Below are 13258 nucleotides of genomic sequence, written 5' to 3' on the forward strand. Positions count from 1 at the left end.
ATAACCTAAATAATGAAATTAGATACTTTATATTCTCTAAGAAAGAATTTTACAGTTATTGGACTAACCGGCAGAATTGGCTCTGGCTGCTCGGAAATAGCTAAGACTCTATCTGACAAAAACTTTGTAGATAAGATTGATATTGCCGAATGGAAGTTGAATATGGATAGTCCAGAAGATATAAAAAGTAAAATATGTTACGACTATTTGAAGTTTCCGGGAAATTTTCTTGCCTATGAAATTATAGAATACAAATCCGTTGTATTATTACATTTACTTCATGAATCTTTAATCAAAATTGGACCAAATGCTTCCATTGATGTTGTAATAAAAGAGATCATTAATATAATTGGTCAGAACGGTAAAACAGGAAAATTTGGAGATATTTTTACAAATCGATTTGACATAAATGACGATTACAGTTCACTAAACCAATTTTTAAAGGACGACACTAGATGGTTTGACCATTTATTGAAAATAGATTTAGATTTGAGTTTGAATGCCTATTTAAAAACTGAAAGAGGTAAAATACTTTACGACCTGTATTTTAAGTTATTCAAACCTTTTTCGGATCAATTTTTCAATATTCTATTTCACTTGAATGCTACGAAAAGATCTCGACTTTTACATGATCTAGGTAATAATTTAAGGTGTTACGGCATAGTGAGAAACCAGGGCACCACTAATATTGATACTAAAAATATTTATACCGTTGCCGAAACGATAAATTCGATTATTAAAATATGGAAACGAAATAATTCCCATAAAGGTAAGACTAAAATAGTTATAGATTCTTTGAAGAATTCGTTAGAGCTTATGTATTTTAAAGAGAAATACTCTGCTTTTTACATTCTATCTACAAATAAAAATGAGGAAAATCGTCTTGATTCTTTATCGCAGAAGACTAAACTGGCTAAGGATGATGTACATTTCAAAGAAATATTAAAGTTAGATGAAAGCGAGTATTCAGGTAGTTCTTTCACACGAGGTGAATTTGGATATCCAGACATTGAAAATTGTATTCAAAAAAGTGAGTTTCACTTATCATTAGATAATGAAATATTTCCTATAGCGAGGCAAATTATCAAATTACTAGCTCTGATTCAACAACCAGGTATAATTACTCCATCATCTGTAGAAAGATGTATGCAAATAGCCTTCAATTCCAAGCTAAATTCTGGATGTATCTCTAGACAAGTAGGTGCAGTTGTTACAGATAGAAATTTTTCAGTAAAAGCTATAGGGTGGAATGATGTGCCGGAAAAGCAACTTCCATGTAATCTTAGAAATATACAAGATCTGATAAATGACGAAGTAAATAATCCCAATCACTTTAGTTTATATGAAAGGACAGGTACCGTAACTATCAATAAAAATAGCAGTCTCAAATTCAAGGAACTCGTAAAGAGTGATTTTTCCAACTTTCATAAAGAAAGCTTAGAAGGGAGGAATTGTAGCTTTTGCTTTAAAAGTCACCAAAACACCTATGAATTCGAAAAAAACCAAGTCCATACTAGGTCGTTACATGCTGAAGAAAATGCGATGATGCAAATTGTAAAGTATGGGGGAGAGCCACTTCTCGGAGGAAATTTGTTTACAACAGCTAGCCCTTGTGAACTTTGTTCAAAAAAAGCTTTTCAATTAGGTGTTAAATATATTTACTATATAGACCCTTATCCTGGAATCGCTACACAACACATCCTCCAAAATGGCATTGATAAAGAAAATAATCCTATCCTAAGACAATTTTATGGCGCTGTCGGTAGAACATATCAGAAATTATATGATCCTTTTATGGCTTATAAGGATGAGTTACTCTTATTGACTGGAATTTCACCCAAGGTACCAGAACAATTAAAAGCAAAAAAGGTAGCTGACGTTCTACTATCAAAAGTGACAGATGACTCGGTGAAAAACAAAGTCAAAGAAATTCTGAATGAAGACAATTCTTTGGAAATTATTGTGGACTTAATCACCAAGAGCCTAAATAGAAATGATCATTAACTAAAAAATTAATCTAACTAAAGTTATTATTAAATGGACAGACTTTCAGTAGAACTTGAAAATTGCTACGGAATTGGCAAGTTTAAATTCGACTTTGAATTTTCAAGAAACAAATCAAATACCTTTTTAATTTATGCTCCTAATGGAACTATGAAAACATCTTTCGCAAAAACTTTTGATGGTCTTGCAAAAAACGATTCTGCAAGTATTCCTTGCGATAGGGTGTATAAAGATAGAGTTTCTAAATACAATGTTTTGAACGATGATCAACCTATTCTTCCAGAAAGTATTTTGGTCATCAATGCTGAAAATGATACCGTGGATGGGAGTGAAAAGTTAAGTTCATTTATTGCAAGTAAAGAACTAAAAACACGACACGATGCAATTTATAAGGATCTCGATGTTAGTAAAAAGGAATTTATTAAAAGATTGAAGGGAGTTTCTAGAAGTAATGACTGTGAGGGTGAGGTTTTGGAAACATTTTCAGAAAGCAGCCATGATTCTTTTTTCGATGTTATAGTACGTGCTTCTAAGTTACTAAGCGATAAATATGAAAAGTATGAATTTAAATACAATAGCGTGTTTGATAAAGCAGATAAAGTAAAAGATTTTCTTTTTAAAAATAGAGATGAAGTGGAAAATTATATGTCTGGCTATAAAAAACTGCTATCCGAATCGAGGTTTTTCAAAGACATTGGAGAAAAGTCATTTGGAACTATTCAAGCGAATGAAATATTAAAGTCTATAGAAGACGATTCTTTTTTCAATGCGGGACATAAATTTGTGCTTGAGGATGGAACAGAAGTGAAGGACTCGGCACATCTTAGAACAATTGTACAACATGAAATTGACAATATAGTTAATGATAATCTATTGAAAGATAGCTTTAACCGAGTGGATAAAGCTTTGTCAAATAATGCTCCATTAAAAGAGTTTAAGAATGTTATAGAAAAAGATAATTTGTTGCTAATAGAATTAAAAGACTATGAGGGCTTTAAGCAGAAAGTATGGATTAGTTTCTTGTGTGAATTAAAAGCAGATACAGAAGCGTTAGCTCATCTGTATCTGTCAAAAAAAGAAGAATTAGAAAAGATTATCAATGAGGCTAAAACGGAATCAGCTCTTTGGAAGCATATTATAGATACATTTAACGCTCGTTTCTTTGTTCCATTTAAAGTCATGTTAACAAATCAAGATGATATTATTTTAAAGAAGCAAAAAGCCAATTTAGAATTCCATTATTTTGATAATTCTGAATTGTCGTCTGTAAAAAAAGAAAAAGGGGAACTTTTAGAGGTTTTAAGTCGAGGTGAAAGACGAGCTTATTTTATTCTGCAATTTTTATTCGAGATCGAATCTAAAAAAAGTAGTCAAGTGGACCAACTTCTTGTTTTTGATGATGTCGCTGACTCTTTTGATTATAAAAATAAATATGCTATCATTGAATACATCAACGAACTACACCTGTCTGATAAATTTAAGATCCTAATTCTAACGCATAATTTTGACTTTTATAGAACTATATCGTCACGTCTGGGCCTAAACAGGAAATCTTTTATAGCTTTTAAAGATGATCAAAGAAATATTTTGTTGAAAGATGGGCTTTATAGAGATGATATTTTTAAAAGTTATCTCAGAACGGTAAAAAATCCAAAAGTTTTCATTAGTTTAATATCATTTGTAAGAAATATTATAGATTACACCGATTCCAATCATTGTGAAGATTATAATATATTGACTTCGTGCCTGCACGTGAAGGAAAATTTTAATACAGTTTCAGTTGGTCGTATATTTGAAGTCTACAAGAATAGATTTAGTAAATTAAATGAAACGGATATCGAAATAGATCTAACCATGAGTATTCATGAATTCATTTTTAAAACCGCCGACGAAATACTATCAGAACAAAATATTGATGGAATAATTTTGGAGAATAAAATTATCTTAGCAATTGCTTCTAGACTCAAAGCCGAACAATATATGATTACTAAATTACCTAATTTGGATTTAAATAGTTTAGAATATAATCAAACAAGAGAGTTAACAAAAGAATATAAAAAAGAGCATCCAAATAGCACGAATCATGAGATAATTGGCAGAGTAAATTTAATGACACCAGAAAATATCCATGTCAATTCGTTTATGTATGAACCTCTTCTAGATATGTCTGTGCTTCATTTGATTGATACTTACAAAAAAGCATTGAGTTTAAATTAATTCTTCGAAATTTGAACAAATAAAAAAAAATAATTATTTTAGCAATGTACATTATTCGTATTGGTATTGGAGGATTAAGGTTTATCTAAAACTTTAATATTTAATACGATGAAAAATTGTACAACATGTTGTGCCCTTAGGCCAATTTTTGTGAGAGCTTATACTAGAATACGGTACGGCCGTCTAGAGAACGTAAGTCAGCATTGTAGGTCCTATCCGGGGCAGCTTACATTATTTTAAAAGCAAGGTTTTACCTTGCTTTTATCATTTCCATTTTTTAGTGTCATAGATAACCGAGACTGCAGCGTGAACTGTGTGAGAATCAACCGCTGTATGGAAGACCTGGCCAATCATTACGCTACTGTTATCATCCCTGCACGCGCTGGAAAGCTCAGGGACAAGAGTGCCGTAGAAAACCATGTAAAGATCATTTATACGCAGGTATTTGCCAAATTTCAAAAATCGGTAGAATGTATCAATAAAAATACAGGTGAATTTATCGCTAATCGGGCCTTGGGAAATTTGAACCGTTTGTGTTTAAAGCTACGATTGAGGATTATGGCATAGACTAACTTTCAAAAGATAGACTGGAAATGCTATTTCGCTATTTGATTGCTCAAATCAGTTGCTTAAAATATATAGGTTCATCAAATGGTTCTATTGTTCTAAAAGAAATCCAATGCCGTCATCGGCATACACCTCAGCATAACTTGATAATCTTGTTTTCTCTTTGATGGAATCTACTGGATAAAAAGTCTGTAACCTTAAGCATGGTGTATCAACACCATTAACCTTAATGCTACTTCCCTTAAACCATAGTGAGTAAAATGTTTTATTTAAAGTAAATGCTATTTCTCTCTGATTGAAATGCTGCGGATAGACATATGCTCCATACATTAGAATAATATTTTTCATAATTACAGGCATACATCTATAGTCAAAGTTTTCGATGTGATAAGACTTTTCTTGTTGATGTTCCTTGATAGAAGCGGCGTAATGTCTGAATAATATATGGATATAGAAATAACTATCAATTAAAATTGTATTACCGAAGAGCTCAAAGAAGAGAGAGTCACTGCCAAGCTCTTGAAAGAACTCCTTTACTCTTAAATAAATGAATTTACTGTGTAATATTATGTTCTTTATAATAAACTCCTTGTGAAAATGTCCAATCTGAGCATTTGCACAGTATTTTTTTACATTCTTAATTTGATGCTTTACTTCTTGCCTTAGATAAATGATAGTTTTATCACTGTTTTGCGATTCTATAAAACTTAACCATGAAATACTCTCCTTTTGCAGGAATAATCGATTCGCTGCACATTCTTCAACAGACACGGGCACACCGAGCCGATATATTTTATTATAACAATTGATATCTTTATAATGTGTAAGATAAATATAGACAAAGTTGCTGTTAGCGCATCCATCAACATCCATGACTGGATATGGATTCCTCTCCCTATAAGAACTTACCCTTAAATTGTCACAGGCAAAAAACTCCTCGGCTAAAGACGTTTCTCGATTACTTACAATTTTATGAACTAATTCCTCCTGTATTTTTACAAATTCTTTTGTGCCGAAAACTAAGTTAGAGAGGTAATCCTTTGAATACATATTTGACGATTTTCGTTCCCAAGTTAAAGGATTTTTTAAGGTTTAGAAAAAGAAATTTTACTTTTTTAACTCGGTGTAGTAAAAGTGTAATAACATAAGTTACTGGTAAAACCCTTTCTTTCCAGCAATTCCAAAATTATGCATTCAAATTCCTTATCTTTGCAAAATGTTTTACAGGAGAAAAGTTATATTGGCGATTATGCAATCATTCGGTGGGCGATTAGAGAAAATCAAGCTTCAAAAGCTACTTTTTTTGTTTACCGAAAAGCAAGCTAAACCTGACTACCATTTTATTCCTTACAAGTATGGGTGTTACTCATTCTCGGCAGGTGCTGATATTAAAACTATGGTCACAAAGCAACAATTGCAGGAGACCGAATTTTCCTACGTAAAACAAGATAAATCCGATTATATCAAAACTCTTAAAGAGGGTGACAGAAAGATATTGCTTTACATCAATAATATATATGGGCATATGGATAATAATGCTTTGATGAAGCATACCTATACTAATTACCCATATTATGCTATAAATAGTATTGTCGCTGAGACACTTTTGACAAATGATCAACTTGCCAAAGTCCAAGATTCTAGACCTGCAGCAGGGGATACTGTCCTCTTTACCATAGGCTACGAAGGTATCTCACTCGAAGAATATTTAAATCGTTTGGTTAAGAACGATGTGCATGTATTGGTCGATGTGCGTCGAAATCCGCTAAGTATGAAATTTGGATTTAGCAAGAAACAATTGACCACTTACTGTAACAGCTTAGGAATCGAATACATACATGTTCCAGAAGTAGGAATCCAGTCCGATTTACGACAAGAGCTACATACGCAAGCCGACTATGACAAACTTTTTGTACACTATAAACAAAAAGAGTTGACGGAGAATTTGGAAAGTCAACAAAAAATATTAAGTTTATTAATTGAAAATAAACGTATTGCTTTAACCTGTTTTGAAAAGGACATTTGCCAATGTCATCGTAAACATCTAGCCGAAGCGATATGTGCATTACCAGAATTCAATTATAAACTGAAGCATATCTAAACATGGCCAAGAAAAAGGTCCTTATTACAGTGAAAACCTATCCAACAATTTCAGGAAAATATGACGAACTTGTCTGTACTGCTGGCTTCCTTGAAGATGGTACTTGGATTAGAATTTATCCCGTGCCTTTTCGGAAAAAAGCATACGACCAGCAATACAAGAAATACGACTGGGTAGAGATAGATTTAGACAAAAATACGTCGGATTTTCGACCAGAAAGCTATCGTCCACACTCACACGATACTGAATTCGACATTTTAGGTCATATTAATACGGTAAATAGTTGGGAAGAGCGTAAAAAGTACGCATTAGGCAATGTTTATTACAACTTGACCGAATTGATTGCCGATGCCCATAATAAAGATATTTGCACATCTCTAGCTGTATTCAAAGCTTCAAGCATTCTAGATTTTACTGTCGAAGAAGTTGAAAGAGAATGGGATACTAAAAAGATTGCAGCTCTTGAGAAAGAGCGTAAGCAAATGAACTTGTTCAAACAACCCGAAGATCCTTTTGAGGTGGTAAATAAGCTTCCATATAAGTTTTCTTACGTGTTAGAGGATAATCAAGGTACACGCAGTAAGATGATGATTGAAGATTGGGAAATTGGGCAACTTTATTGGAATTGTCTTAGGCGACACGAAGGGAATGAAGCAAAGGCGGTTGAAGATGTAAGGAAGAAATATTTCGAAGATTTTGCTATGACAAAAGATTTGTATTTGTTTTTAGGTACTACACAGTTATTTCATTACAAATCCAAAAATCCCTTTATGATTATCGGTACGTTTCATCCTAAGTTTCAAAGTCAGTTAAGTTTGTTTTGATGAATATTCTATTAAACCTATTTTATGAAAATTAACCAAATTACATATCAAGAAATTGAACTTCTTGGCGATTTAGCTCTATCAAAGTTGTTATTATCTCTATTGAACAATGAGGCAAGAAAGTATAAATTTACGGGTATAACTGATGTTATTGTCCCCTTAAAGATAAATGTCGCTGATGGAGGAGATGATGGCAGGGTGAAATGTGCTAATACAGGAGAGTCTCAATATATATGTAATAACTTTTCTATATTTCAAAATAAGGCAACTGATTTATCGCCTTCTAGCATATATTCAGAATTTTTTCGGATAGACTCCCCCCCTCAAGGGGAAGTGGTGGCATCGGAAGGTGTGCTAGGTAAACCGGCCATTCCGCGCCAACTCGAGTTAAAGGACAAAATTAAAGAGGTTTTGGACGAAGGTGGACAATATATTTTTTTTATAGGACATGGTTACAACAGTAGTTTAAAGCAACGGAGGTTACAGGAAGCTCATCGAGCACTGAATGATTATAATGACCTTCATAGTACGAGATACACTCCTGATCAAGTTCGCATATTAGAAGCAAATGATATAGCAAATTGGACAAATGATTTTATTCAAAGTGTTATTTTTGTTCAAAGCGAAAATGGGATAGAGAGAATACAGGGATTAAAAACCTTATCTGAGCTAAAGGATTATTCAGAAATTTATGAGATAAAATTCCATAGCAATTCAGAGTTAGATCAGCATATTAAGCAGATACAAATTACAATTTCCCAAGATAGAGGGGTATTAAGGATAATCGGGCATTCTGGGCTTGGTAAGACACGTCTTGTTTATGAAGCGATTAAAGCATCAGGAGCGCTAAGTGAAGCCGTTTATTTTGATATAGTAAATCAAGCAGATTCTATTGTAAATTTTGTACGTACCTATGGAAAAAGTATGGCAGGTATTTTGGTAGTGGATAACTGTGATTATTATCATCACAAATTGCTTAAAGACGAAATAAAGAGGCAAGGAAGTTTACTTAAACTTATCACCGTCGATTATAATGTTTCAGAGGAGTCTGATAAAAGTAAGACGATGGTCGAAGAGTATGTTTTCTTAAGTAATAGAAATAGCCACGATGTCGTTAAAAAAATCCTAAATGATCAATTTAAGGAGTCATTAACAAGAGAGCAAATTGACCAAATTGCTGTATACTCAGAGGGGTATCCAGGCATGGCGGTTTTGTTCGCAAAGAACTTATTGTACAACGAAGTAAATTTCTCCGAACTATTAGGGGAAGAACTTATAAAAAAATTAGCTTTTGGTAGGCAAGTCGGTAGCGATGATAGATTTCAAATACTGAAAGCCTGTTCTATATTTTCCTCCTTTGGGAGACCGAATAGTCAGATAGCAGGCATTTTGAATACTGATGAGAAGACATTTTATAAAGAACAGATGGAGTTCATTATAAATAAAATATGTGACCGATCGTGTAGCAAGAATCAATTTTTAGAAGCAACAGAATATTTTGAGAATAATCGTGTATTAGAGAGACGTGGAGCTTATCTTTCTGCAAAACCTACGCCCTTGGCAGTTAAACTAGCAATGAGTTGGTGGAAATACGCCGATCCAGAAGAATTAAAGGAGCTGTTCCCAGAATTGGAAAGACTTCAGTTAGCGGTACCATTGGTAGATCGTTTATCAGAGCTTGACCAGCTGCGTGAGGCAAAAATTGTAGTTAATGACTTATGGGGACCAAACAGCCCTTTTGGAAAGGCGGAAGTACTTAATACAGGTTTGGGTTCACGACTCTTCCGCTCTGTTGTACCAGTGAATCCCGAAAGTACCCTTACAGCATTAGAAATAGAATTTGGAACCTTAGAGATTAACGAGTTAAAAGAAACGGTCGGTCCTGGTAGAAGGAATCTGATTTGGGCATTGGAAGCCTTGGTATTTAGAGAAGAACTTTTTCAAAGATCCGTTGCATTGATGTTTCGCTTTGCAGCTGCCGAAAATGAAAATATTAGTAATAATGCGACTGGGCAGCTTCTTCATCTTTTTCACATTGTATTGCCAGGAACCCAAGCTGATCTAAAAGAACGGATCAAGGCTATTGATCTACACTTGGAAGATTCTGATCCACGCATAAGACATTTAGCTGTCTTAGCGATGATACAAGGATTAAAAGGAGACTCGTTCAGAAGAGATATTGGTCCGGAAAAACAGGGGAGTAGTGTTCCTCTGAAAGATTTTGATCCAAGTTGGCCTCAAATTGCAGAATATTGGGCGAATCTTTTAGAACGTTTAGTTTATGTCGCTAACGTTAACGAAGAAGAAAGAGAGGTTATTAAAGGGGCAATTGCAACTGCTACGAGGAGTCTCATCAGGGAAAACTTAGCCTATTTATTAAAAAATGCAATAGAGAAGATTGTAATATTCGATGACTCATATTGGGAAGAAGCAATTAATCAACTTAGTTCTGCATTAAAATACGAGGTGATAAATAACGAAGAGGCCGATCTTGTTGAAAGAATTCAAATTTTACTAGAACCCAAGTCATTGCGAAATAAAGTTAGCTATTATGTAAGTGTGCCTCCATGGGATTTAGATTTTGACTATAAACTTGACGGAAGATATATTGACAGGGTTGGTGACAATGCGAAACAGTTTGCAGAGAAAATTGTAAATGAAAAAGAAGATATTCTAAGTATACTTCCTTACTTATTATCAGGAGAACAGCGTAAAGGATTTGTTTTTGGATATAGATTAGGAGAATTATTAAATGATGCTGAGTTAGCTTACGAAATGCTTAAAGTAATAAAGGAACTTCCTTTAGATGATCAAAACGCTGTTGTTCTAGCAGGTTATGTCTCCAGTTTGGAACAGTCGAAACGGAAAGCTATTACTGATTCTATAATCCAGGATAATGAGTTATCAAGGTATTCCGTATATATAACCAGTGTACAAGTCCCTGATATATCGGAAATAAATAAGTTATTCCAACTTTTAGATAGAGGAGCTATTGAACCATCCCAGTTTTATCAACTTTTAAATGGGAGAGGATTTGACGGATTAGAATTTAATGAAGTATTAGACGTGCTCAGTACGTTGTCAAGTTATCCTAATGCTGAGGCAGTTTCATTTGATATAGGCGCACAATATGTAAGAAGGAGAGAGGAGTCATGGCTAATTTTGAAACCTTTTCTTATGACCTTGATCCTAAACAATAATTTTCTCAAAGCTAGACCAAGTCATAATTTCCATTATTCGTGGAAGTCAGTTATCGATAGGTTATTTAAAGAAAATCAAGAAACTGAATTAATTGAAGTGCTATTGCGACAAATTGTCGAGGTGGCTAAAGATTACGGTATTTATTCGTTGGATCACTATTTGAAAGATATAATAAATCATGTTATTCTTACAGATTTTGACTTATTCTTATCGGTCATTGGAACAGCATTACTAGATGATGAAATATATATATCCTTGAAATACTTGTTGGGATCAAAAAATGGTGAGTATGGGGAGGTTGGAGTATTAGACCATGCTAATGTTGACAAATTGATTGGATGGGCTAGAGACAATTCGCCTAAAGCGGCAAAAAGATTAGCATATATGATGCCTGTAACTGTTTTTGGAGACGCTACTAAATGGCACCATTTAGCGTTAAAGATGATTGATGAGTTTGGCGAATTAGATGGTTTCATGAATGAACTGGCGGCCAATATTGGTAGCTATGGTTCTGTAGGTTCACAAGTTCCGTATCTAGAAAAACAGAAGGAACTTATTTCTAAGCTACTTAATCACTCTTCCTCTAAAGTTGTAGTTTGGGCTAAGTCTATGGTTCAGTACCTAAATACTGAAATAGAAAGAAGCAGATTAGATGATCAGAATGAAATTGTTTGGTACTAAAATCTTGGGAATTGCTATTGTAACAGTATGATTGTAAACCAACGTCTTTGGCAACACTGTTTAATTTTATACACTATTTTTCACCCATTCACTTTGATAAAGCAAATCTCTTATATCCACGTCTAGAAATCTAGCGATATCATTTAGAGTATTTAGGGTTGGCTGTTGTTTATTATTTACCCACCTAGATACTGTTTCCTTTTTTACCTTTAGATGTTCAACAAGATCGTTGTTTTTAACTCCTTTTTCCTCTAAAACTTCGGATATACGATTGATTTTATATATAGACATAAATTATTTTAATTTTATTGTTGATTTTTAAAGTCAACTTTCATATATTTGTATATGATTTAGTATTGCTATATCATACAGTTTGAGCAGTAATTGGACATTGTCTGATTAAATAACGAGTCTCTGACTTCTCAATTGGCACCTGGGATGGGACGGTAAGGTTATGCTCATTTCCTACAGATATTATTATATTTGTAAATAATAATAGCGTAGGGGTGGGCCTTACTGTGCAATCATTTTCAGGTGCCGCCTAAGAGTTTTCTTAGGTCTGACCTAGGGCTTTGCCTTAGTGAGAAGAATGATTAAACGTAAGGTTTCACCCTTCGTTATTATAGAGCTCGTTCACATAAAACCAAAACAATTATGAGAACGAAAAGAACAAACACCATCCATTACCCGCAATCGATCCAATTTGGATTGACTAGGTATTCCCGCAAATCACTTTTAAAGAACATATTCCGCGCGCCCGAATAGGTTGCGCTCCATCAAACACAGGCTGTAAAGAGCAATAAAAAGGGTAGGTGTTGACTTTCCTTAAAACGAAAAGACAGCTGAACCCAGTTCAGTCTAATTTCCCACTATTTACGCCTGTCACCGACCTATACAATAATATAATTGCATTAAAAGGGAATATTGGCCAATGATACAGCTTGATTTAATATTTGCACGTTAAAATTAAGCAATTTTTCATTGAGTCCAAACTTTTTATCCGTAGTTTTTATTGCAATACAATATTGTGTTAGGTCGGTATTTACTTCTTTCCGGCAGGGAGCGCCATAATTAACCCTATTTATGCTTTGAAAATGTATCAAGGCGCTTTTCGGACTTTTAATATTATTTGTCCATTTGGCATAGGTCACATTTGATCTGTGCAATGACAAGCCTTTTTAACGCGAAAAAATCGTGAAAGGGAAAGCTATGTCTTTATCTGAGCGAGCATCCAAAGGTTTGTCGTACTCGATGAAACTAAATTATGAACCAACAATCAAACAATCTGCTACCCTTTGAGCTAGCATGTTATGAAATATATGACAATGGATACGATCCATTAAATACCATTTGGGAGTTCTGGTCCCAACATACAATAACTGACTGTCTGGAAAGCCTGTGCGCACTCTTTGAAAACTATAGAAAGGGCATCGTTCAGGAAGATGCTGGCGACATAAAGCAGATGAGCACCTTTTTGATGGAAGTGTGCCGTGTGCTGATTGCATATTTCCTCGTGCACTTTCGTAAGATCGGTATCGATGCGTTGCCACTTGACTTTGCTGAACCTGTCGAAGTCATTACGGCCGATCTGGAAGCAAAGCAAAGGATCCACAATTTCTTTAACCGTATTACAGAATAATACCAAATCCATAAGCAGATGATA

General features: G+C 34.1%; 9 protein-coding genes. 7 read left to right on the top strand and 2 right to left on the bottom strand.

All coding sequences use genetic code 11. The annotated features are described in order from the left end of the window. Nucleotides 1–12: 12 nt before the first annotated feature. From D7322_RS28750 to D7322_RS08520, 3 genes are all read left to right on the top strand, one after another. Nucleotides 13–2004 carry a cytidine/deoxycytidylate deaminase family protein gene (locus tag D7322_RS28750; protein WP_220700043.1) on the top strand — a complete coding sequence of 664 codons (1992 nt, stop codon included), beginning with the start codon at nt 13–15 and terminating at the stop codon, nt 2002–2004. Between the two features lie 33 nt (nt 2005–2037). Continuing rightward, complete coding sequence (locus tag D7322_RS08515) at nt 2038–4221, top strand: hypothetical protein (RefSeq protein WP_121123191.1); 2184 nt, start codon at nt 2038–2040, stop codon at nt 4219–4221. Nucleotides 4222–4527: 306 nt separating this feature from the next. Next, nucleotides 4528–4788, top strand: coding sequence for a hypothetical protein (locus D7322_RS08520; protein ID WP_183078648.1), 261 nt, complete (start codon nt 4528–4530; stop codon nt 4786–4788). 90 nt (nt 4789–4878) lie between these two features. Here D7322_RS08520 and D7322_RS08525 read toward each other — a convergent pair whose 3' ends face one another. Next, entirely contained in the window at nt 4879–5838 is a 960-nt protein-coding gene (locus D7322_RS08525; protein WP_121123195.1) for a hypothetical protein, read from the bottom strand. Nucleotides 5839–6037: 199 nt separating this feature from the next. On the opposite strand from D7322_RS08525, the gene D7322_RS08530 reads away from it, so the two are divergent. Genes D7322_RS08530 through D7322_RS08540 form a run of 3 tightly spaced genes read left to right on the top strand, consistent with a single transcriptional unit; the run spans nt 6038 to nt 11595 of the window. After that, nucleotides 6038–6889, top strand: coding sequence for a DUF488 domain-containing protein (locus D7322_RS08530; protein WP_220700044.1), 852 nt, complete (start codon nt 6038–6040; stop codon nt 6887–6889). A 2-nt stretch (nt 6890–6891) separates the two neighbouring features. Next, nucleotides 6892–7713: a hypothetical protein gene (locus tag D7322_RS08535; protein ID WP_121123199.1), complete on the top strand. Its 822-nt coding sequence runs from the start codon at nt 6892–6894 to the stop codon at nt 7711–7713. 24 nt (nt 7714–7737) lie between these two features. Further along, complete coding sequence (locus tag D7322_RS08540; protein WP_121123201.1) at nt 7738–11595, top strand: hypothetical protein; 3858 nt, start codon at nt 7738–7740, stop codon at nt 11593–11595. A 66-nt stretch (nt 11596–11661) separates the two neighbouring features. Here the strand turns inward: D7322_RS08540 and D7322_RS08545 are convergent, their stop codons facing one another. Then, nucleotides 11662–11886: a helix-turn-helix transcriptional regulator gene (locus D7322_RS08545; protein ID WP_121123203.1), complete on the bottom strand. Its 225-nt coding sequence runs from the start codon at nt 11884–11886 to the stop codon at nt 11662–11664. Between the two features lie 973 nt (nt 11887–12859). On the opposite strand from D7322_RS08545, the gene D7322_RS08555 reads away from it, so the two are divergent. Next, entirely contained in the window at nt 12860–13234 is a 375-nt protein-coding gene (locus D7322_RS08555; protein ID WP_121123207.1) for a hypothetical protein, read from the top strand. Nucleotides 13235–13258 lie beyond the last annotated feature (24 nt).

Origin of the sequence: Sphingobacterium puteale (genome assembly GCF_003627955.1) — a bacterium.
In the GTDB taxonomy this organism is placed as follows: domain Bacteria; phylum Bacteroidota; class Bacteroidia; order Sphingobacteriales; family Sphingobacteriaceae; genus Sphingobacterium; species Sphingobacterium puteale.

Bases quoted from the DNA above. Each gene is read 5' to 3' on its own strand.
- D7322_RS08515 (WP_121123191.1), top strand. From the start codon at position 2,038: ATGGACAGACTTTCAGTAGAACTTGAAAATTGCTACGGAATTGGCAAG.
- D7322_RS08525 (WP_121123195.1), bottom strand. From the start codon at position 5,838: ATGTATTCAAAGGATTACCTCTCTAACTTAGTTTTCGGCACAAAAGAA.
- D7322_RS08530 (WP_220700044.1), top strand. From the start codon at position 6,038: ATGCAATCATTCGGTGGGCGATTAGAGAAAATCAAGCTTCAAAAGCTA.
- D7322_RS08535 (WP_121123199.1), top strand. From the start codon at position 6,892: ATGGCCAAGAAAAAGGTCCTTATTACAGTGAAAACCTATCCAACAATT.
- D7322_RS08545 (WP_121123203.1), bottom strand. From the start codon at position 11,886: ATGTCTATATATAAAATCAATCGTATATCCGAAGTTTTAGAGGAAAAA.
- D7322_RS08540 (WP_121123201.1), top strand. From the start codon at position 7,738: ATGAAAATTAACCAAATTACATATCAAGAAATTGAACTTCTTGGCGAT.
- D7322_RS08555 (WP_121123207.1), top strand. From the start codon at position 12,860: ATGAACCAACAATCAAACAATCTGCTACCCTTTGAGCTAGCATGTTAT.
- D7322_RS28750 (WP_220700043.1), top strand. From the start codon at position 13: ATGAAATTAGATACTTTATATTCTCTAAGAAAGAATTTTACAGTTATT.